General features: G+C 57.6%; 18 protein-coding genes and 1 other RNA gene. 14 read left to right on the forward strand and 5 right to left on the reverse strand.

Translation table 11 applies throughout. The features are described 5' to 3' along the window. Positions 1-22: 22 nt before the first annotated feature. From HQL76_01930 to HQL76_01945, 4 genes are all read left to right on the forward strand, one after another. Entirely contained in the window at positions 23-985 is a 963-nt protein-coding gene (locus HQL76_01930; GenBank protein ID MBF0107923.1) for an MBL fold metallo-hydrolase, read from the forward strand. Further along, complete coding sequence (locus HQL76_01935) at positions 982-2,325, forward strand: hypothetical protein (GenBank protein MBF0107924.1); 1,344 nt, start codon at positions 982-984, stop codon at positions 2,323-2,325. Before HQL76_01930 ends, HQL76_01935 begins: the two co-directional genes overlap by 4 nt. A gap of 36 nt (positions 2,326-2,361) precedes the next feature. Then, positions 2,362-2,781: a cyclic nucleotide-binding domain-containing protein gene (locus HQL76_01940; GenBank protein ID MBF0107925.1), complete on the forward strand. Its 420-nt coding sequence runs from the start codon at positions 2,362-2,364 to the stop codon at positions 2,779-2,781. A gap of 169 nt (positions 2,782-2,950) precedes the next feature. Beyond that, a complete protein-coding gene (locus HQL76_01945; GenBank protein MBF0107926.1) occupies positions 2,951-4,885 on the forward strand; it encodes a response regulator in 1,935 nt (644 codons plus the stop codon). Positions 4,886-4,967: 82 nt separating this feature from the next. Here HQL76_01945 and HQL76_01950 read toward each other — a convergent pair whose 3' ends face one another. Next, a complete protein-coding gene (locus tag HQL76_01950; protein ID MBF0107927.1) occupies positions 4,968-5,960 on the reverse strand; it encodes a site-specific integrase in 993 nt (330 codons plus the stop codon). 247 nt (positions 5,961-6,207) lie between these two features. On the opposite strand from HQL76_01950, the gene HQL76_01955 reads away from it, so the two are divergent. The 8 genes from HQL76_01955 to rny all read left to right on the forward strand — a co-directional run bounded on the left by HQL76_01955 (position 6,208) and on the right by rny (position 16,270). After that, entirely contained in the window at positions 6,208-6,951 is a 744-nt protein-coding gene (locus tag HQL76_01955; GenBank protein ID MBF0107928.1) for a prepilin-type N-terminal cleavage/methylation domain-containing protein, read from the forward strand. A 159-nt stretch (positions 6,952-7,110) separates the two neighbouring features. After that, complete coding sequence (gene gltB, locus HQL76_01960; protein ID MBF0107929.1) at positions 7,111-11,646, forward strand: glutamate synthase large subunit; 4,536 nt, start codon at positions 7,111-7,113, stop codon at positions 11,644-11,646. Continuing rightward, positions 11,639-13,060, forward strand: coding sequence for a glutamate synthase subunit beta (locus HQL76_01965; GenBank protein MBF0107930.1), 1,422 nt, complete (start codon positions 11,639-11,641; stop codon positions 13,058-13,060). Before gltB ends, HQL76_01965 begins: the two co-directional genes overlap by 8 nt. Positions 13,061-13,180: 120 nt before the next feature. Then, positions 13,181-13,501, forward strand: a complete 321-nt coding sequence (gene zapB / locus HQL76_01970) for a cell division protein ZapB (protein MBF0107931.1) — start codon at positions 13,181-13,183, stop codon at positions 13,499-13,501. Between the two features lie 26 nt (positions 13,502-13,527). After that, positions 13,528-13,836 carry a cell division protein ZapA gene (locus tag HQL76_01975; protein MBF0107932.1) on the forward strand — a complete coding sequence of 103 codons (309 nt, stop codon included), beginning with the start codon at positions 13,528-13,530 and terminating at the stop codon, positions 13,834-13,836. A 4-nt stretch (positions 13,837-13,840) separates the two neighbouring features. Continuing rightward, a non-coding RNA gene (ssrS, locus tag HQL76_01980) (6S RNA) lies at positions 13,841-14,015 on the forward strand. A 5-nt stretch (positions 14,016-14,020) separates the two neighbouring features. Next, positions 14,021-14,617 carry a 5-formyltetrahydrofolate cyclo-ligase gene (locus tag HQL76_01985; GenBank protein MBF0107933.1) on the forward strand — a complete coding sequence of 199 codons (597 nt, stop codon included), beginning with the start codon at positions 14,021-14,023 and terminating at the stop codon, positions 14,615-14,617. A gap of 84 nt (positions 14,618-14,701) precedes the next feature. After that, complete coding sequence (gene rny / locus HQL76_01990; protein ID MBF0107934.1) at positions 14,702-16,270, forward strand: ribonuclease Y; 1,569 nt, start codon at positions 14,702-14,704, stop codon at positions 16,268-16,270. Positions 16,271-16,396: 126 nt separating this feature from the next. Here the strand turns inward: rny and HQL76_01995 are convergent, their stop codons facing one another. The 3 genes from HQL76_01995 to HQL76_02005 form a co-directional block, all read right to left on the reverse strand. Continuing rightward, positions 16,397-16,705, reverse strand: a complete 309-nt coding sequence (locus HQL76_01995; protein ID MBF0107935.1) for a HigA family addiction module antidote protein — start codon at positions 16,703-16,705, stop codon at positions 16,397-16,399. Positions 16,706-16,722: 17 nt separating this feature from the next. After that, positions 16,723-17,001 (reverse strand): type II toxin-antitoxin system RelE/ParE family toxin, encoded by a 279-nt coding sequence (locus HQL76_02000; protein ID MBF0107936.1) that lies wholly within the window; start codon positions 16,999-17,001, stop codon positions 16,723-16,725. A gap of 97 nt (positions 17,002-17,098) precedes the next feature. After that, positions 17,099-18,304: a hypothetical protein gene (locus HQL76_02005; GenBank protein ID MBF0107937.1), complete on the reverse strand. Its 1,206-nt coding sequence runs from the start codon at positions 18,302-18,304 to the stop codon at positions 17,099-17,101. Between the two features lie 209 nt (positions 18,305-18,513). Between HQL76_02005 and HQL76_02010 the strand changes: the two genes are divergently transcribed. Then, positions 18,514-19,851 (forward strand): hypothetical protein, encoded by a 1,338-nt coding sequence (locus tag HQL76_02010; protein MBF0107938.1) that lies wholly within the window; start codon positions 18,514-18,516, stop codon positions 19,849-19,851. A gap of 90 nt (positions 19,852-19,941) precedes the next feature. Then, positions 19,942-21,849, forward strand: a complete 1,908-nt coding sequence (locus HQL76_02015; GenBank protein ID MBF0107939.1) for a potassium transporter Kup — start codon at positions 19,942-19,944, stop codon at positions 21,847-21,849. 24 nt (positions 21,850-21,873) lie between these two features. Here HQL76_02015 and HQL76_02020 read toward each other — a convergent pair whose 3' ends face one another. Then, positions 21,874-22,227, reverse strand: a complete 354-nt coding sequence (locus HQL76_02020) for a hypothetical protein (GenBank protein MBF0107940.1) — start codon at positions 22,225-22,227, stop codon at positions 21,874-21,876. Positions 22,228-22,253: the final 26 nt, after the last annotated feature.

A 22,253-nucleotide genomic window follows, 5' to 3' on the forward strand; every position in this document is an offset into this window, starting at 1 on the left:
TTTTAAGAAAAGGATGAAATTCATGACTGGCGACATCAAGGATTTTGGTCACGGAATCACCCGTATCGATACCCATTATATCCGTCCAGGCCTCGCCGGTTCCTGGCTGGTGATCGAGAATGGTCGGGCCGCCCTGATCGAGACGGGTCCCGAACTGGCCGTCCCGCGAATACTCGATGCCCTTGCCCGAAAGGGAATTTCCAGGGAAAACGTCGAGGCGGTCATGGTGACGCATGTCCACCTCGATCATGCCGGGGGGGCGGGATTGTTGCTGCAACATCTGCCCAACGCACGTCTCTACGTTCATCCCAAGGGGGCGCGGCATCTGATCGATCCTTCCAGGCTCCTGGCCAGCGCCAGAACGGTCTATGGCGAGGAACGGTTTTCCATGATCCTTGGCGGATTGACCCCTGCTCCCGCCGCTCGGACAGTGACGCCTGCCGATGGAGAACGTTTTTTCCTCTCGGGGCGGGAGATGGTGTTCCTGCATACACCTGGACATGCCAACCATCACCTGGTGGTCTGGGATCCGACGAGCCGTGGTATTTTCTCGGGGGATGCCCTGGGCATTTCCTATCGGGAACTCGATGGACCGGGCGGGCGGTTTCTGTTTCCGGCGACGACTCCGGTGCAACTCGATCCCAGGGCGAATCTGGAATCGATCGACCGGATGATTGCCTTGAAGCCCGAACGTCTGCACCTGACCCATTTTGATTCCATCCCTTTCGAAGGGTCCCTGATGACGGACCTGAAACAGCAGTTGCAGGAATACACCGAACGGGCGTGGAGCATTCGTGCCGATCTCTTGCCCGACAAGGAATCCCGATTGCTCGAAGAGATTCGCTCCTTGAGTCGGGAACGGTTGGAGGCCATCGGTTGTCCCTTGAGCAGGGAACAACAGGCGGATGTCCTGGCGATGGATTGGGAAATCAATGTCCAGGGATTGAACAACTGGCTTGACCGGGTCGAGGACGACCTTGAATGATCGAACTTGTACCCCATTCGCGGGTTGGGATCATCGGTGGCGGACCGGCGGGTTCGATGACTGCCTATTTCCTCATGGATCTGGCACGGAGAATCGACCTTCGGATCGATGTGGACGTGTTCGAACCCCGGGATTTTACCCAGACCGGACCGCCGGGATGCAACATGTGCGGTGGGGTGGTCTCGGAATCGCTGGTTCAGAAGTTGGCCATCTCGGGGATTCATCTGCCCAACGATGTCCTGATGGATACCATCGATGCCTATACGTTGCATACCGATCATGGCAACGCCCGCATCCGGGCCAACCGCGAGGAAATGCGCATCGCCTGTATCTTTCGCGGCGGCGGTCCCCGAGGGGCGGAACACCAAAAACCGCTGCCCTGGCGTGCGTTCGATCATTATCTTCTGGAACTGGCGCGGCAACACGGGGTCAACCATATTTCCGCGCGGGTCAAACAACTGGATTGGGATGGAGACCGGCCCCGGGTGACCTGGGGTGACGGAGAATGCCGAACCTACGACCTGGTGGTGGGGGCAGTGGGATTGAATGGTTCGGGAATGTCGTTGTTCGAGGCACTGGGGTTCGGCTACAAACCGCCGCGACATACCCGTGCCTACATTGCCGAACTCTATCTGGGATCGCGGGAGGTGGGACGGCTCCTGGGCAAGTCGATGCACATCTTCCTCCTGAATATTCCCCGGCTGAAATTTCTCGCCCTGACCCCCAAGGGTCCCTATGCCACACTGGTGGTCCTGGGCGATGAGATCGACAAGGAAATGCTCGACCGGATTTTCCAGGCCCCCGAGGTGGCCCGGTGTCTGCCTCCGGGATGGCGGATTCCGGTTCAGACCTGTCATTGTCAGCCGCGGATTCACATCGGTCCCCCGCGTCACCCCTTTGCCGACCGGATTGTCCTGGTGGGTGATTGCAGTTCATCGCGCCTTTTCAAGGATGGTATCGGCGCTGCGTACAAACTGGCCAAGGCGTGTGCCTATACCGCCGTTGTCCATGGAATTTCACGACAGGCCTTCCAACGGTATTTCGCTCCCGCCTGCCGGGAACTGGATCATGACAACTTTCTCGGACGCATCATGTTCGCCCTGGACCGACTCTTGCGTCCCGTGGCCATCATCCAGGATACCCTCCTGGACTGTGTCCGCCAGGAACAGAGCGATCCGGAAAATCCAAAAAAACTCAGCGGCGCCCTGTGGGATACCTTCACCGGCAGCGCTTCGTATCGTACTATTATTACCAGTGTAATCGATCCTGGGGTTGTCAGGCGGTTTGTCGTGTCCTTCCTGCGGCGATTGTCGGGACGCGGGGCACGGATGAAGGTGTGACCGGGGGTCGCGACTCCAATCGAAGGTGAACGGCGCATGTTGTTCAACAGAAACAAACCTTCTCTGGGCAAGACCTTTCAGAACGGGGAGATCATCGTCAAACAGCACGATCCTCCCGGTTCGATGTTCATCATCCTGGAAGGCCGCGTCGAAATATGGGTCGATGACGGCGACAAGGAACCTTTTTTGGTGGCGGTCCTGGAGAAGGATAACGTTTTTGGTGGAATTTCGCTCTACGATAATTCGCCAAGGATTTCCACCGCTCGTGCTCTCGGACGGGTGCGTCTCCTTTCAGTGGACAAGCGGGGCTTTTTGCAATGGTTGGGGGAAGATCCGACCTTTGCTTTGCGGATTCTGCTGAAAATGTCCGAACGGATCCGGACCCTGATCGGGCAATTGGTCTCGTTGCGGCGGGAGGTGCGGGAACTCAGGCAGAAGGTGGCGAGAATCCGTTGAGGCTCATGGCACTACCGAAACTTTGACGGTATACTGCGGTTCGCCGGGGACAGGCCCTGGTTTTGTTTTTGTGTTTTATCGGGATCGATCGTTTTTTTGGGCTGCGGCGTTGCTGCCGTGTCGATGCGTTTTTCTCAATGGGGGATCGGGCAACGAAGGCAGTTGTGACATGGAAACCGAACTTCGCGTCTTGATCGTCGATGACAATCCCGTGGAACGTAAGCTCCTGGCGGGTTTGTTGGGCAAGGTCCGGCCATGGCGGATCGTCACCACCACCTGCGCGACGGGGGGAGAGGCAAACTCCTGTGTGCGCGGCCAGTTGCCCGATGTGGCATTCGTCGATTTTCGCCTCCAGGGAGAACTGGGGACCGATCTGATCCGGGGCCTCAAGGAGGCGGGTTGCCGTTCGGGGATGGTCCTCTTTACCGGTCAGGCGGGGGAGGTGGCGCTTCTTGAAGCGTTGCGCGCCGGGGCCGATGATTATCTGAGCAAGGATGACCTGAGCATCGAGGCGGTCAGCCGGGTGATCCATAATACCCTGGCCAAGGTCAAGGCGGCCCGGGACCTCGATGCCGCTCTCCATGAATTGAGCGAGGCGCGGGACAGTCTGGAAATCCGGGTCCGTGAACGGACCATGGAGCTTCAGGCGGAACGGGAAAAGCTGCTTGCCATCACCGCGACCGCGCACGATCCGATCATCATGATCGATCACGAAGCCCGGATCACCTTTTGGAACCCCGCCGCCGAACGTATTTTCGGCTATTCCCAGGAGGAAATCATGGGCAAGGAGGTGTTTTGCCTGCTTCCCTCCTCGACTTTCAAGCGGGGATTGATGAACACTTTCGCCCAGTTCAGGGAAACGGGAACCGGGGCCCTGGTGGGAAAGGTGAGCGAGTTCACGGTCAAGAAAAAAGATGGCAAGTGCCTGACCGTTGCCGCGTCCATCGCCCGTTTTCAACATCAGGAGGGGTGGAACGCGGTGGTCATCCCGCGGGACATCACCCAGTATCGTCGCAATGAATCGATCCTGCGCCGGGCCAAGGAAGAGGCGGAGCGTTCGACCCGCCTCAAGGACCAGTTTGTCTCCCTGGTGGCCCATGACCTGAGGGGGCCATTCACGACCATCCTTGGTTTCCTCGAATTGATGGAAAAGGACAAGGAAAATCCCCTGAGCGACAAGCAGAAGGGATTTTTGCGCTGGGTGGTGGACAGTTGCCAGAAAATGTTGCGCATGATCGACGAGTTGCTCAACATCAGCCGTCTGAAGACCGGAAAGATCACCCTGGAACCCGGATTCATCAACCTTCGCTTTCTGGGCGACAAGGTGTTTGCCAATCTGGGGCCCCTGGCGGCGAAGAAGGGGATTGCCCTGGTCAACGAGGTCGGCGAAACAACCCGTATTTATGCCGATGCCAACCTGTTGGGCGAAGTGGTACAGAATCTGGTTTCCAATGCCATCAAGTTTTCTTCCCGTGGCGATACGATCACCTTGTTCAGCCCCGAAAACCAGCCGACCGCGCTGGCAGTCCGGGATACCGGCGTCGGCATCGCCCGCGAGCAGATGAAAAACCTGTTCAAACTGGAAGAAAAAACTTCCACCATCGGCACCGCGGGAGAATCAGGGACCGGTTTTGGCCTTCCGTTCAGCATGGACATCGTCAAAGCCCATGGGGGTACGTTGACGGTCGAATCGACGCTTGGGGAGGGGAGCGTTTTTTGTGTCACCCTGCCCGAGGTGGTCCCGCGAATCCTGGTGGTGGACGACGATCCCGATTCCAGGGAACTGTTTCGTCATTACCTTCGGAAGGAGGGGGTTCTGCTTGAACTTTCCGACAACGGTCCCGAGGGGTTGGCGATGCTCAACGCCCATCGGTATCACCTGGTGATCTGCGACATTCAAATGCCCGGGATGAATGGTTTCGAGTTTCTCGAAAAAATGAATGCCGATCCCAAACTTAAATCGATTCCCGCCATTTTGATCACCTCCGACGAAAGCATGGCGACGCGGCAACGGGCGTTCCAGATGGGGGCCTACGATTTCATCACCAAGCCGATGGCCTCCCAGGATCTGGTTCCCAGGTTGCGGCGTTTTCTGGGGGTGTAGGGACATGATTGCAAAGTCGGCGCGACGTGCGTGAAGGACTCGAACTGCGAAGAATGGTCACCAAAATGGGCGGGATGATCCATCAATATTTTTTCGGTTGTCCGAACCCTCCTCCGGTACGACGGTTGATTGGCTTGCGTTTTTTTTCTGGTGGGAGGGGTTCGGTGTCATCGACCTCTTCGGAAGCGATGGGGGGGGGGGGGGAGGATTCCGGAAACAGGGCATCCAGGCGTTGCAGGAGGCGTTCGATCTGGTATTCGGGGGCCTTTCGGGAAATCCTGATCTGACGTACACCGGTGATCGCGGCGATTTCGCCCTCGGTCAGACCCGCTTCGGCCATGGTGGCGATTGCCTCGGAGCGCAGGTCGTCGAAGGCGATCCGTTTGAGTCTGGCCTTGGCGGTGACCTTCTTGAAGACGCGGTCGAGGGCGTAGGGTTTGCGATCACCGAAACGGCTGGGTTCGCCATAAAAAATCCATTCGGTCTCCTCGGGGCGGTCTTCCAGGTCCAGGGCGCGTTGAAACAATAGGACCGCGGTCCGGGTGAGGGGAAGTTGCCGTGGGGCGTTGCGTTGCAGGCGGGGGACATGGCAGATCCGGCGTCTCGGATCGACGGCGTCGCATTTGAGGGCGAGGATTTCTCCTTTGCGCAGGCCTGTCTCCAGGACGATCCGGACGACGAGTCCGAGAATGGGATTGGTGTAGTGGTCACAGGCCGCCACAAGCCGCAGGCGTTCTCCGGGGGCGAGTCTGGTGGTGCGATCAGGACCCGGGCCATGTTCTGCCAGGGCGTGGACAGGGTTTCCCTCCAGGGGGAGGTTCCAATGGGCGAGGGCGACCCGGAACAGGTCCCGAAGGAGTTCGGTATCCTTGGAAACGGTGGTGGGGCTGGCTTCTTTCAGGCGTTGCTCGCGATAGCGGTCGAGGACGAGGGGCGAGACATCGATCAACGGTTGCTCCGGGTCCATGCGGTCGAGGATGATGCGGGCGAGCCGTACATCCCGATCGTGTCCCTGGGGCGATTTTTTCAGGGAGATTTCCTCGATATATCGATCAAGCGCCTCTTGAAGGGTCATGTTGGGCCATCGCTGGAGGAACGGGAACGTGTTGACGAGGAAAAAGTTGTTCCATGGATTTCCTGGGGGGCATGCGTGACTTTTTCCCGAGGTGGAGCGTGTTTGTTTTCCTTCCCACTAGATAGCTCATGAGGGGGGGGCGGTACAATCGAAATCGATCCATGCGGCGCTTCCGGGGGAGCGGACAAGGGACCAGGAAATGAAGGCGATCAAACGTCGTTTTTTTTCACGAATGGGATTTTCTTTCATGGACGGGTCGGAAGAACCCGATCGGACGGGATGGTTCTTCGATTGGCCGCCGGTGGGGGGCAGGGGGTCGTGTTCCGGCTTCACCCTGTTGGAAATGGCCATGGTCTTGTTGATTCTCGGATTGTTGCTGGGTGGCATGCTCGGGCCTCTGTCCCAGCGTCAGGAGGTCAACCGGCGTCAGGAGGGAGAGGCGTTGTTGCGCGAGGTCCATGATACCCTGATGGGATTCGTCATGACGCATGGTTATTTTCCTTGTCCCGATGGGGATGGCGATGGTCGGGAGGATCGCAAGGACATGGGCTGCGACGGGTCGATGGTGATTGCGGGGGATGTTTTTCTCGGTCAACTGCCGCATGTGACCCTCGGGGTGGGCCGTATGGATCCCTGGAACAACCGTTTGCGGTATGCGGTCGATGCGGCGTTCGTCGATGGCGGTACCAGCCCACTGCCCCCTTTTTCCGGCAAGGATCGGGGACGCATCGCGGTGACGAACGGCATCGATCAGACTCCGGTGGTTGTGGTCAGTCATGGTGGCAATGGCCTGGGGGCCGTGAATGCCGTCAATCTTCTCCAGGGGCCGGCAACAAGCCTTTCGGAACGGGAAAACAGCGATCGTGACGCCCGGTTTGTCCTCGATGAGTATCGGGAAGACCCGGAGCATGCGTTTGACGACCTGTTGACCTGGATTTCTCCCAACCTGCTTGCCCTGCGCATGACCCAGGTCGGAAAACCCTTGCGATGAGCAGGGAAGGTCGAATCTTTGTCTCGATAATGACAAAGACCTTGGTTTGTCATGAATAATTGATTCATACCGTTGTGAGCGGCGGCAATCGCGGGTATAGTGCGCGGTTGTGATTCGCAAGCAATGTTTCCATCTTTCCAATCAAGCAGGGACGGCAGAATGAAATTTCCCGGAATGCCCAACAAAACCGGCCTCTACGATCCCCGATTCGAACACGACGCCTGCGGCATCGGCTTCGTCGCTCAGATCAATGGAACCCCATCCCACGACATCATCGAGACCGGCCTCGGGGTCCTGATCAACATGACCCATCGTGGCGCCACCGGATCCGATCCCCTCACCGGCGACGGCGCGGGAATCATGATCCAGATGCCCGATGCCTTCATGCGGCAGGAGTGCCGTGAACTGGGGATCGATCTGCCGCCGTTCGGCGACTACGGCGTCGGAACCATTTTTCTTCCCAAGGATACCCTCCTCAGGGAATCCTGCTGCCGTCTGGTGGAAAACACCATCGCCGAGGAAGGACAGATGTTCCTGGGATGGCGTGATGTCCCGGTGAGCGTCGATGCCCGTATCGGGTACACTTCGAAAGCCTCCGAACCGGCCATCCGCCAGGTCATCGTCGGCGTCCGCAATCGTCCTGGCAATGCCGACGAACTGTGGCTCGAACGCAAACTGTTCATCATCCGCCGCCGCATCGAAAAACAGGTGCTGGGATACGGTCCCGAAGAGGTGAAGGCGTTTCACATTTGCAGTCTCTCCTCCCGGACCATGCTCTACAAGGGGATGTTCCTGGCCGACCAGTTGGGCGATTATTTTCCCGATCTCAGGGAACCCGCCATGGTTTCCGCCTTCGCCATGGTCCACCATCGGTACTCGACCAACACCTTTCCCACCTGGCATCTGGCCCATCCCTTCCGGATGATCTGCCACAACGGCGAAATCAACACGCTCCGAGGCAACATCAACTGGATGCGGGCACGCGAGGCGTCGCTTTCGTCGGATCTTTTCGGCAGCGACATCAACAAGCTGTTTCCCATCGTCCCGGAGGGAATCTCCGATTCCGCCTCCTTCGATCGGGCGGTGGAATTTCTGACCATCAGCGGTCGGTCGTTGCCTCATGCCATGATGATGATGATTCCGGAGGCCTGGGAAAATCATAAACAGATGGATGCCGACCGGCGCGCCTTTTATGAATTCAACGCCTCCATCATGGAACCCTGGGACGGACCCGCGGCGGTTGCATTTGCCGACGGGCGCTACATCGGGGCGACCCTGGATCGCAACGGTCTTCGTCCCGCCCGCTACATCGTCACCAAGGGGGGCCAGTGCATCATGGCGTCCGAGGCGGGGACAGTCTTTGTCCCGCCGGAGGAAGAACTCTATTCCTGGCGTCTGCAACCGGGGCGGATGTTTGTCATCGACCTGAAACGGGGATGCATCATCGACGATCATGAAATCAAGTCGGAGATTATCGGCGCCAAGCCCTACCGCCAATGGGTCGAAAACGGCCTGCAACGGCTGGAGAATCTTCCGGCAGGGGGGACCGAGGCGACCGAATCGGAACCCTTGCATCTGCGCCAGCTCGCCCTGGGCTATACCGAGGAGGATCTGAGCGTCCTCATGGCCCCCATGGGGCTGAATGGCGAGGAGCCGATCGGCTCCATGGGCAACGATGCCGCCCTTGCGGTCTTGTCGGATCGACCGGTCGCTTTGTTTGCCTATTTCAAACAGCTGTTTGCCCAGGTGACCAATCCCCCCATCGACCCGATCCGCGAGGAACTGGTCATGAGCCTCAACATGCAGTTGGGGCCGGTGGGCAATCTCCTGGACGAAACCCCGGAACACATGAACCGCATTGCCCTGGCGCAACCGATCCTCACCAACGCCGATCTGGAAAAGATTCGCGCCGTGCGGACCAAGGGGTTGCTGGCGGCAACCTTTTCCACCCTGTTTTCCAAGGCCCAGGGGGCCATCGGCATGCGGCGGGCCCTTTCGGACCTGTTCAACCAGATTTCCCAGGCCCTGGCCCAGGGGGTCAACCTGATCATTCTGAGCGATCGCGGAATCAACGCCGAGATGCTCTCGATCCCCATTCTTCTGGCCACCTCCGCCGTCCATCACAATCTGATCCGCGCCGGCGACCGCAACAAGGCCAGCATCATCGTCGAATCGGCGGAAGTGCGCGAGGTCAATCATTTTTCCCTTCTGGTGGGGTACGGGGCCAACGCCATCAATCCCTACATGGCGTTCGAGACCCTGGCCGATCTGTGCGAGAAAAAATTATTCTTTGGCGATCTTCCGGCCAAGACGGTGCAATACAATTATGTCAAGGCGATCAACAAGGGGATGTTGAAGGTTTTCTCCAAGATGGGGATCTCCACCCTGTTCAGCTATTGCGGGGCGCAGATTTACGAGGCCATCGGGCTGGATCATTATGTGGTGGAACGCTATTTTACCGGAACCGTTTCCCGGATCCAGGGGATCACCCTCGATCAGATCGCCGAAGAGGCGATCCGCCGGCATCAACGGGCCTACGGCGAAGAGGTTCGCTTCATCCCTCCCCTGGATATTGGCGGCGAATACAAATACCGCATGGGTGGCGAGCGCCATCTGTGGAATCCGGAGACGTTGACCCGGCTGCAACGGGCCACCCGCAACAACGATTACCGTATTTTCAAGGAATTCACCCGTCTGATCGATCAACAGGCGGAGGCGCTGTGTACGTTGCGTGGACTGTTCACTTTGAAGAAGGCCCATGCTCCGGTGCCCCTGTCCCAGGTCGAACCGGCCTCGGAAATCGTCAAACGGTTCGTGACCGGGGCCATGTCCTATGGATCGATCTCCAAGGAGGCCCATGAAACCCTTGCCGTCGCCATGAACCGCATCGGCGGGCAATCCAATACCGGCGAAGGCGGGGAGGACCCGGAACGGTTCAATCCGCGGCCCAATGGAGACATGGCCCGCAGCGCCATCAAGCAGGTCGCCTCGGGTCGGTTCGGGGTCAGCAGTCACTATCTGGTCAACAGCAACGAAATGCAGATCAAGATCGCCCAGGGGGCCAAGCCGGGCGAGGGGGGCCAGCTTCCCGGCCACAAGGTCAACGAAACGGTCGCGAAGGTGCGCAATACGACGCCGGGGGTGACGCTGATCTCGCCGCCGCCGCACCACGACATCTATTCCATCGAAGACCTGGCGCAATTGATCTTCGACCTGAAAAACGTCCATCCCGAGGCCCGGGTTTCGGTCAAACTGGTGGCCGAGGTCGGGGTGGGGACCGTGGCGGCGGGGGTTTCGAAGGCGCATGCCGACATGGTGCTGATCTCGGGGGGCGACGGGGGCACGGGGGCCAGTCCCCTGAGTTCGATCAAGCACGCGGGAATCCCCTGGGAACTGGGGCTGGCCGAATCGCAGCAGACCCTGGTTCTCAACGATTTGCGGGGACGGATCCGGCTCCAGGTCGATGGACAGTTGCGCACCGGTCGGGATGTGGCGATCGCCGCATTGCTTGGCGCGGAGGAGTTCGGTTTTTCCACTGCGCCATTGGTGGTCGAAGGGTGCATCATGATGCGCAAATGCCATCTGGGCACCTGCCCGGTCGGCATCGCCACCCAGGAATTGGAACTGCGCAAGAAGTTTACCGGAAAGCCGGAATACCTGGTCAATTATTTTTTCTTTGTCGCCAACGAACTGCGCGAGATCATGGCCACCATGGGCTTCCGTCGCGTGGATGACATGATTGGCCGGGTCGATCGGATTCAGCCGGAACGGGCGATCAACCATTGGAAGGCCAGGGGGCTTGATTTTTCCGCGATCCTCAGAAAACCGGATGTCCCGTCCAACATCGCCATCCGCAAGGTCATGGACCAGGACCATGGCATCGACAAGGTATTGGATCTGAAGCTGGTCGATCTGGCCTATCGGGCGTTCGAGACCGGGCAACCATTGGAAATCCGCCTCCCCATCCACAATACCGATCGCACCGTCGGGGCGATGCTTGGGGGGGAAATCTCCAAGCGGTTCGGGGCCGATGGTCTGCCGGACAATACCATCAACATTCAATTCAGTGGTGTTGCGGGACAAAGTTTCGGCGCCTTCAATGTCAAGGGGGTCTCCCTGAGTCTTGAAGGGGCTGCCAACGACTATGTCGGCAAGGGGATGTCGGGGGGACGGATCAGCATTCGCTTTCATCCTGCCTCGCAATTGATTCCCGAGGAGAACATCATCGCCGGCAACACCATTCTTTACGGGGCCACCGGGGGTGAGGCCTATTTCAGTGGTGTCGTCGGGGAGCGGTTCGCGGTGCGCAACTCAGGGGCGGTTGCGGTGGTGGAGGGGCTGGGAGATCATGGCTGTGAATACATGACCGGCGGGGTGGTCGTGGTTCTGGGCAAGACGGGGCGCAACTTTGCCGCGGGAATGAGTGGCGGGGTCGCCTATGTCCTGGATCGGGACGGGCGTTTCCGGAGTCGGTGCAACACCTCCATGGTGGCCCTGGATACCCTGGACCCCGGAGATGAACAGGTGTTGCGGGAGGTCATCGAAAAACATCAACGTTACACGTCCAGCCGGTTGGCCCAGCGCATCCTGGAGGACTGGCAGCAAAAACGTCTGCAATTCATCAAGGTCATGCCCCATGAATACCGAAGGGTCCTTGAAAAAATGAAAGCGAAGGAGGCCGTTGGTCATGGGTAAAGCCACGGGGTTCATGGAAATCAATCGCGAAATGCCCGAAGAACGGGATGTCTTGGAGCGGATTCGCGACTACAAGGAATTGTATCATCCTTTTGCCACCGACAGGGTTCAGGAACAGGCCTCCCGGTGCATGGACTGCGGGGTTCCCTTCTGTCATACCGGCTGTTCCCTGAACAATATCATTCCGCAGTGGAATGATTGGGTCTATCGGGACCGATGGGATCTTGCGGTGGAAACGTTGCACCGCACCAACAATTTTCCCGAATTTACCGGAAGAATCTGCCCGGCGCCGTGCGAGAGCGCCTGTGTGGTGGGGATCAATCGCGAACCGGTGACCATCCGCGAAATCGAACGGACCATCGCCGAGGAAGGATGGCGGCGCGGATTGATCGTTCCGCGACCCGCCCGCGAAAAAACCGGGAAAAAAGTGGTCATTGTCGGTTCGGGACCCGCGGGATTGGCAGCGGCGCAACAGTTGGCCCGTCTGGGACACGAGGTTACAGTCCTTGAAAAGAATGAACGGGCCGGAGGTCTGCTTCGTTTTGGCATCCCCGACTTCAAACTGGACAAACATGTCATCGATCGCCGCCTGGAACAACTGGTCGCCGAAGGGGTCCAGATTCAGACGGGTGTGCATGCGGGACGGGACCTATCCCTTTCCCAACTCCGGAAGGATTATGATGCCATCCTTCTCTGTGGTGGTTCGGAGGTTCCACGGGATCTTCCCATCCCCGGACGGAATCTGAAGGGGATCCATTTTGCGATGGATTTTCTGACCGGTCAGAATCGACGTGTCGCCGGCATTGCCGTTGCTCCGGACAAGGAAATCACGGCTTCCGGGAAACATGTGGTGGTGATCGGCGGCGGCGATACCGGATCGGACTGTGTCGGGACCTCGATTCGTCATGGGGCGCTGAGTGTGACCCAACTTGAACTTCTTCCCAAGCCGCCCGATGATCGCGCCCCCGAAACCCCCTGGCCCTCATGGCCGCACATGTTGCGTACCTCGACCTCGCACAAGGAAGGATGCAAGCGGATCTGGAGTATTCAAAGCAAGGGATTTGCCGGATCAAAGGGGACGGTGGAACAGCTTGAATGCATTCGCCTCCTGTGGGAACAACGGGAAGATGGTGGTCAGATGATCATGAAGGAGATTCCCGAAAGCCGTTTTGTATTGAAGGCGGATCTGGTATTGCTGGCCATGGGGTTTGTCCATCCCGAAAAAGGAGGGGTGTTGGAAGGGCTTGAGTTGGATGCCCGGGGTAATGTTCGTGTCGATCGCAATCAGATGACGAGCGTTCCTGGGATTTTTGCCGCCGGCGACATGGCGACAGGTCAATCGCTGGTCCTGCGGGCGATCGCTGGTGGCCGGAGTGCCGCGGCAGGGGTGGACCGGTGGTTGAAGTCACGATGAATCGGGACGGGTGGGATAATTTGCTTGATGTATTCAGGTCCGGGGTTGATGTTTGCATCTGACTTTCATAAACTGAACCTGACTGAATCATCAACCACCATCAATTTTGGAGCCTGACTCATGGACGACCATGGCATGAATTCCTCCGGGCCGCAGGGAACCGCAATGCATGCATCGGGAGACGGAAGCCGATTGCTTGATCTTTTGGGGCAACTTGAAGTCCGGTGGGGGCGAATGATGGAGCTGATCGGACGCCTTCGCGATGAAAATGCCTTTCTTCAGGAACAACTGAGCGACCGTGAGGAAAAATCGGGTCTGTTGGAGTCGCGGTATCAGGAAGCCAATCAGCGTGCCGAAGGATTGCTTCGTGAACGGGAAGAGACCGAGCAGCGGATGGGTGCGCTTTTGGAGCGGATCAGGCAATTTGAAAACATCCAATAGGGACAACGGTGGCGTTGCGGGTGGCCATGTCGGAATTTGTTGAAATCAAGATCCATGGCCAACTGTTTCGCATGCGTGCCAAGGATGGCGGAGGCGATTTGCAACGCATCGCCCGGCATGTGGACGAGGTCATTTCCCAGATGGCCCGTCATTTCAGCAAGGAACCGGGTCATCGTGTCGCCATCATGGCCGCCATGCAGATTGCCGATGCGCTGTTCCAGGAATCGGCGCGCCGGGAAATGGCGGGGCTGGGGCAGGCCGAAACCCGGAAAATCGAGGAGTCGTTGACCCGGTTGATTGCCGAGAGTGATCGGGTTCTGGGAACGACGGCATGAAGACAATCCCCTGCGGTGTTCGATAGGACAGCCTTCCTCCTGAGCCGATAATCATGAGCCCTGGGATCCTGCACTGTCCGTGAAGTGTTGGCCGTATGGCCGACCGGAAGCGGTTATCGGGAGCCCACCTTAAACGAAGGGTTCAGAGGAGCACGTTCAACGGCACATGTGGGGGATTGTTTCGATGCACGGGGACAAGAAGGTATTGCGGAACCGATTGCGGGAAGCGCGACGATCGCTTTCCGATGAGGATGCCGCCCGATCGAGTCTCCAAGCAGGTCAGGCGGCAATTTCTTTGGCTGCCTATGTCCGCGCCCGTTCCATCGGTCTGTATTATCCGTTTGATCGTGAAGTCGATACGGGATTTCTGCGGACGCATGCGGTACACGTCAAGAAAAAGGTTGCCCTTCCAGTGGTTGATCCCAGGGGAGGTGGCATGGTTTTTGTTTGCTGGACCCCGGACACGCCGATGGAACGGGGTCCATTCGGGATCTGGCAACCCAGACGCACGGGAAAGGATGGGGACACGGTGCGTCCCGGGGGGATGGATGTATTGTTTTTGCCGGTGGTCGGATTTGACAGACATGGGGGACGTTTGGGGTATGGAGGAGGTTTTTTCGATCGCTATCTGGAGGGGGACCGGGTGGTGTGTCGGGTAGGATTGGCCTATGGTTTTCAGGAGGTCGTGTCCCTGCCGGTCGAACGCCATGATCAAAAATTGCATTATGTGATTACCGAAAATGGGGTCATTCCGATGCCGGATGCGCCTCTTGCGTCATAAAACGAATCACTGTCGGAGACGGTGATCAGGATCAACCTTATACAGCCGCGTTCGTTCGTTGGTCGGATGGTCGTGGTTTGGAGAATGCAGGTCATGACGATTTCCGCCCTGTTGACCGGATTGATCGTGGGGGCGGCCATTTCCTTTGCAGTTGTTTTTTTCCGACAGCGCGCCGAGCAGCAATCGCTGCGTCAGCGGGAAGAAAGAGCGCAACAGCTCATCGAGGCAGCGGAGGAAAAAACCGCCCGGATTGCCGGAGAGATCGAACTGCGCCAGAAGGCGGCGCAACTTCAGATGGAGGAGGAGACCAAGAGCAAGTTTCAGGCGGTCGAGGAGGAGTTGGCCCGGCAAAAAGGTCGCATGGATAAACGGGAAGAACAGCTTGATCGCAAATTTGACCAGTTGGATCAGCGGGAACGGGAGAATGAGCGGCAGCGCAAACAGCTTGAGGAGATGAATCAGGCGATCGCCACACGCAAGAAGGAGTATGAGGACCTGGTGATTCAGGCGCAACAGCGGTTGGAGCAGGTTGCCCGGATGAGCGAGGATGCGGCCCGGGCGGAGTTGATGTCCCGGTTCGAGGAAGATGCGCGCAACATCTCGGGACGATTGTTCAAGCAATTGGAGACCGAAGCGAAGGAAAATGCCGATCGCCGGGCGCGGGAGATCATTGCCACGTCGATTCAGCGCTTGGCGGGGGAATTTGTATCGGAGCAGACGGTTTCGGTGGTTGCCCTGCCCAGTGAGGAGATGAAGGGGCGGATCATTGGGCGGGAGGGGCGCAATATTCGGGCGTTGGAGACGGCGACGGGGTGTGATTTGATCATCGACGACACCCCCGAGGCAGTGGTCATTTCCGGTTTCAATCCGGTTCGGCGGCAGGTGGCGCGTTTGGCGCTTGAGGAGTTGATCGGCGATGGCCGCATCCATCCGGCGCGGATCGAAAGCGTGGTGAAGAAGGCGACCCAGAGTATTCAGAACGAGATCAAGGAGGCGGGCGAAAAGGCGGTGTTCGAGGTTGGTTTGACCGATGTCCATCCTGAAATGATTAAATTGTTGGGAACGCTCAAATTTCGGACTTCCTACACGCAGAACGTCCTGTCGCATTCGGTGGAAGTGGCGTTTCTTTGCGGGGCAATGGCCGAGGAGTTGGGTTTGAATGGCAGTCTGGCGCGTCGCTGTGGTTTGCTGCACGACATCGGCAAGGCCGTGGATCATGAGATCCAGGGATCCCATGCGGTGATCGGCGGGCAGTTGGCGAAGAAGTATCGGGAAAAGCCGATTGTCGTCAATGCCGTCTGGTCGCATCATTTCGACATCGAGCCCAATTCGGTCTATGGGCCCTTGACCAATGCTGCGGATGCCCTTTCGGCGGCGCGACCGGGGGCGCGGCGGGAGAATGTGGAAACCTATCTGAAGCGCCTGGAGCAGTTGGAGGAGATCGCTACCAGTTTCAATGGGGTGGAGAAGGCGTTTGCCATTCAGGCCGGGCGCGAGGTCCGGGTGATCGTGCATTATGACAAGGTCAATGATGAGGGGTCGATGATGTTGGCGCGGGATATTGCCAACAGGGTGGAGAATGAGATGACCTATCCGGGGCAGATCAAGGTCACGGTGATTCGGGAGATGCGGACGACGCACATCGCCAATTAGGCCAGCCGACTCGTCGTCACCATTCAGACCCCACCTTTTTTCTCCCCTCTCCCTTTGGGAGAGGGGGAGGGGTGAGGGAATGGACGCTCTGATCGATCGTATTCCTGAAGAAAAGTATCGATGCGATCAATTTTGATCGAATTTTGCAAGAACGCCATTGAAAACAGTAACATTGATTTCACCGACCCTATGTTCTGTTTCCCAGAGATCATACATCATTTGCTGTGACAGCCAGCTTTCCGGGCTTCCTCCGAAGGACTTGGAAAGGCGGATCGCCATTTCTGGGGAAATACCGGATCGGCCATTCAAAAGAGAAGAAAGTGTTTTCCGGGTGACCCCCAATCCTTCCGCCGCCTTGGTCACCGAAAGTTCCAGTGGGACGAGACACAATTCCCGGATCACTTCACCCGGGTGTGGTGGATTGTGCATGCGCATTGTTTTTTTCTCTCCGCTTAATGGTAATCCAGATAGTCAACGTCAACGGCATCATTTTCCTGGAAGCGGAAGGTGACGCGCCAGTTTCCAGAGACCCAAACGGACCAGTGGCTGTCAAGATTCCCTCCCAGTTGGTGCAGCTTCAATCCAGGAAGACTCATATCTTCAGGTTGATGACTGGCCTCAAGTCGAGCCAGGATCAGGCGCAGCTTCCCCTCGTGTTCAGGTTTGATCTTGCGCTTTGAGCCGGTTTCAAAAAAGAGCTTCAAGCCTTTATGTCGGAAATGGATGATCACGCCCCAAGTGTAACCTGTTACGTTTCACGGTGCAATCAAATCACGACACGACCATCTTTTCGTTCCGGTGAGGTTTGCGGCGATGCTCCAAAGGTGTTCATGGGTGTCCGAGCATGTCGAACAGCCATCGTTCCAGCTGATCGACCCGGGCATCCCATGTATTGGCAAGCGCGACCTCGCGTCGCAAGGAGGCGGTACCGGCTCCGCGTCCGGCAAGGGCGTTGTCGATGGCCCTTTCCCACTGGGACACCTCTTCGGCAATTGATACCACATGTCGAAATTCATCGACGATGACCTGCTGCGGCGCCGCGACCACGGGACGGCCCGTTGCCAGGCATTCATGGAGTTTGGTCGGGTAGCCATGGACCACCCAATCTTCCTTGAGCCCCTGTCCATCCCGGGCAATCAGGTAACAAATGAGATGCACATCCAGATGGTTGAGGTAACCCGGCATTTCCTCCAATGATTTTCGGTCAAGCCAATGAATGTTGGGCCGTTGCCGGCATTCCTGCCATCGTTTCCGGGCCTGGTCGTCGCGTGGAGTGAGGCCGTTCATGTACACCGGTCCGATGAAAATCCATTGCCACTCGGGCCTCTGATGTGAAAGAGAAAGAACCATGTCCAGATCCAATTTGGGATTGATGGAGCCGACATAGCCAAGGCGCGGATGGGGAATGGCGGCGAGATCCCGGGGGCAGGGAACCGAGTGTGCCTCCAGAAACCGCCGGGAATCGGCGCCATTGTTGAGGATTCTGGCTCTGTGATTGCCGCCCCAGGGGAGGGTGTCGGCCATTCCCTTGGAAGAGGTGGTGATCAGGTCGGCGCGTTCGATCAGACGGCGTTCCATTTCCGCCTTGGCCGGGGTCCAGGTTTCCATCATGCGGTAGGCATCGAAAACATGGTAGACGACATGACGTGGTGCAAGCCACTTCAACCAGGGTTCGAAGGTGGGATGAAACAGAAAAGCGATCGGAGGGATTTTCCTTGTTTCCGGTCCGAGTTCCCGCAACATTCTTTGGGCGTGATGGCGGATGACCTGATGATCCCAGAATGGAAACTTTGGCCACAGGGGGGGGATTTTTCCCGGATGATCGACGCGGACATGGTCGCGCTGTTCCAGAAAGCCCAACCAGGGGGATTGTTGCCACAGGGGGGCATGACGATGCCAGACATTGAGCGGACCGAAACTGTAGATCACGTTCCAGCCCCTCTGTCCCAGACGGGAAAGGAGTTGTTGCCGGCTGAGCCAATGATTCCACCAGGGGTGGGGGGCAAAGGCGAGAATGGGGGGAAGGGGTTCCATGGGTGGATTCCGCGAGGCAGAGGGGCGTTGTTGGCGGACGTGACGAAACGGTTGTATCACGATGGGAGATGCTACCATGCGGGCGAGGGGCAGGCAAAAGGTGACCCTTTACTTTCTGATGGTTCTTGCCCAGTATCTGCTGGCTCCCGGTTTCCTTAAAGAGGGCGTTTTTTCATCGTGCGGGATGACAGAGGAGTCGATTAATCTTCATGGCCAGCCTGAACCGAATCCTGTTGGTCGCGGGGCGCCATCTGCGGGAAAATCCCTATCGCGAAGTTCGGATCAAACATTTGTTCGAAGCCCAGGGGATCGAAGTCACGCTGGGGATTCCTGGTCGTGGTTTGAACAAGGGAGGCTTTCTCCGCGAGGCATTCGAGGATCCGGTGTTTCAACGGGAAGGGGCCTGTTTGATCGATGGGGAATGGGATTTTCGCCGAGTCATGAGGGGATGCCAGGGGGTGGTTTTGAGCACCTGGCGTTCCTATGACCCATTGAGTGCCATGGCCCGTCATGCCGGACTGCCAAGCATTAATTTTTCCGCAACGGGGGGGATGGATTTCTGGCCGAACGGGGTGGATCATTGTTTGGTCCGAAGCGCCATGGCGATCCGATTATTGGAATATTTCGAGACAACCGGTGGGGCGGTGGCGTGTGTTCCGGTCAATCGCATGATCATTGTTGGATCCGCGTTGCACGAAGCCCTGGACCGACATGAGCCCATCGCCGACCGGGAGACTTTTTGCCTTCGCTATGGGATGGATCCATCGCGGCGGATCGTGACCTTGTTTCCCGCCGGCGTCCATCCCTACCGGGTCAAACTGGGTCGCTGGCATCCCGAATGGTCTCCTGGCCAGATCGATGATTATGTTGCCAGGATGGTCGGCGAATACCTGGAAATTTGCAGGCAGATTCTCGATGCCGGATGCAACCTGCTGATCAAACTCCATCCCGCCGCCTATGTCGGTTATTGGTGCCAGGAAGGGGAGGAGGTTGATTTCTGGCATCGCCATGTCGATGCCCGGATTCTTGTTCCCGAGGATACCCGGCTCATGTACGCCCACATGGACATCGGGGTTGGGATCAACACCACATCGTCGATGGATACCGGATATTTCAACAAACCGTTCATCTACGTCAATCCGGAAACGTTCAAATTTGATTTTCCGTTTCTCGATCATACCCGAATCGAGGCCTGTTGCGGCATTCCCCTGGGACCATCGAGTCATTGGCACACGCGGCCACAGTGTTCTCCAACTCCGTGGATGCCTTCCTGGTTGGGTCATTTTTCTCGTGTCGAAGGATTGGGGGCGCTGCTTCGGGATCCGCGAACGTTCGTGCTGGATCCGGAACATGTGCGGGTGTATATCGAGGAATTCTGGTATCGCAACGACAACCGGACAGGGGAAAGAATTGTCGCGGCCACCCGGAGCCGGTTCGAGGAGGCGTTGTCCCATTCCTCCATGGGGATGAAACTGCGTCGTCTGCGCCATTCCCTGCAACCGGGATCTTTGCGGCAACGATGGCGCGGGAAGTCTCCGGTTGCTTGATTGAAGTCGGGTGGAATGGCCATGCGTTCAATGGATGATGTCTAAAAAAGTTTTTTCGTGGTGGTGGAACAGGCTGATGGTGAAATCTTCATGAGTCAATCGACGCAGCAGACGCCGGGAAACCGTTTGTTTCCCCTGATGGTGGGGGCGATCGGAGTGGTGTTCGGAGACATTGGCACCAGTCCGCTTTATGCCGTCAAGGAGGCACTGGGGGGAAGCCACGCCCCCGCTCCGACGCATGACAATGTCCTGGGGGTGATCTCGTTGATCGTTTGGACTTTGTTGGTGGTCTTGACGGTCAAATATCAATTTTTCATCATGCGTGCCAGCCATCAGGGAGAGGGGGGGAGTCTGGTTCTGGTGGAACTGGCGAGAAAATTGACCCGGGACAAACCCGGTCTGCATCGACCGATCATGATCATGGGAATGGTCGGCGTCGCTTTTTTCTTTGGCGATGGGGTGATCACTCCGGCCATTTCGGTCCTGTCGGCGGTTGAAGGCTTGGAGGTGGTGGCTCCGGCGTTGAAGTCCTATGTGATTCCCGTGACTCTCATGGTGTTGTTTTTTCTGTTTTTCTTTCAGAGCAAGGGGACGGCGCGGATCGGCAGGCTGTTCGGCCCGATCTGCTCCTTGTGGTTTTTGGCGATCGCCCTGATCGGACTCAAGGAAATCCTCAATCATCCGGAAATTCTGGCCGCCGTGAATCCGGTATACGGGATCAAATACCTCCTTGGTGGGCATGTCGGCGGTACGTTCCTGATCTTGGGGTCGGTTTTTCTTGCCGTCACCGGGGCGGAAGCGTTGTATGCCGACATGGGTCATTTTGGCAAGATGGCCATCAACTGGGCCTGGGGATTGTTTGTCTTTCCGGCGCTGATCCTGAATTATCTGGGCCAGGGCGCCTTGATTCTGGGTAACCCGGAGGCGGTGCGCAATCCATTTTACATGAGTGTCCCCGAATGGGGATTGATGCCCATGGTGTTTCTCGCGACCGCCGCCACGGTGATCGCCTCCCAGGCGGTCATTTCCGGGGCCTACTCCGCCACCCGGCAGGCGATGCTCCTGGGATACCTGCCCCGTCTTCGCGTCATCCATACCTCTTCCACCGAATTCGGGCAGATCTATGTCCCGGTCACCAACTGGATGTTGTTGCTTTCGGTGGTCATCCTGGTGGTCGGTTTCCAGAGTTCCAACAACCTGGCCGCCGCCTACGGCATTGCCGTCACGATCACCATGATCGCCGATACCTCCCTGGCTTTTGGCATCGTATTGCGCAAGACGTTTTCCTGGAGTTGGGCCAGGGCCGGGATTCTTCTCGTGATTTTTCTGACGGTCGATCTCGGTTTTCTCGGGGCCAACCTGGTGAAGGTTCCCGATGGTGGCTGGTTTACCCTGACTTTGGGGGCGATCCTGTTTTTTTTGATGTCCACCTGGCGCAAGGGACAGGATCTGGTACGGCAGGCAGTGCGGCGGCAGGAAATTCCCCTGGAACCTTTCCTGCATCAGTTCGAGACCGAATCATTCCCAAGAATGCCGGGGACGGCTGTTTTCATGACCCAGAACTTTCAGGTCGCTCCATCCGCCTTCGTGCAATTGTTGCAGCATACCCGAACCCTTTATGACCAGGTCATCTTTCTCAGCGTTCAGACGGATCAGTTGCCTTATGTCGGGGAGATGGAACGGGTGCAAATCGATACCCTGTTCACCAAATATCATCGCATCCGGATTCGCTATGGCTTCATGGAGACGGTCGATGTTCCCCAGGCACTGGCAGGGTGTCGTTTTGGTGATGGCAGGGAATTGAGCCTGGAGGAATGCTGGTTTTTCATGGGCAAGGCCATCTTTCTGGCGGGGAACCACCCCGAGATGTCGCCATGGCGGATGAAACTGTTCCTGGACATGTTTCGCAATGCCGAAACCGCAACCGGATTTTTCAATCTTCCTCCCATTCGCGTGGTCGATTTGGGAACCCGGATTGTTCTGGATGGGCCGGAGTGATTTATCTTATTTCCCGAATGAATCTTAAGGAAGGCAGCACTTTTCCAGATTGTCCTTGAAGCGGACGACCCGCCATCCTTCGTTTCCTTCGTGCAGGGTTACATCCTGGCGGTGCAGCCGCGGGGGGGTGTACAGGGAATCCGCTCCGCCCGTTTGTACCACATGCAGGGCGTTGAGGCGGAGCTTGCGTCCCTTCCCGGAAAACTGTTCGGCGAAAATCATGAACTGGGAATCGACGATCGGCGGCGGCGGGGGACCTTTCTCGATCAGGATCTCCTGGCGGGCGATGATTCTCAGGGTCTCCCCCTTGGCCAGTCGTCGGGCCTCGGACAGCCTTCCCCGGATGAAGGCGCCGGCAAATTTTTTGTAGGTTGCCACGGCGGGATGATCATTGCGGACGACCT

The organism is Magnetococcales bacterium, from assembly GCA_015228815.1.
Lineage (GTDB): Bacteria > Pseudomonadota > Magnetococcia > Magnetococcales > UBA8363 > UBA8363.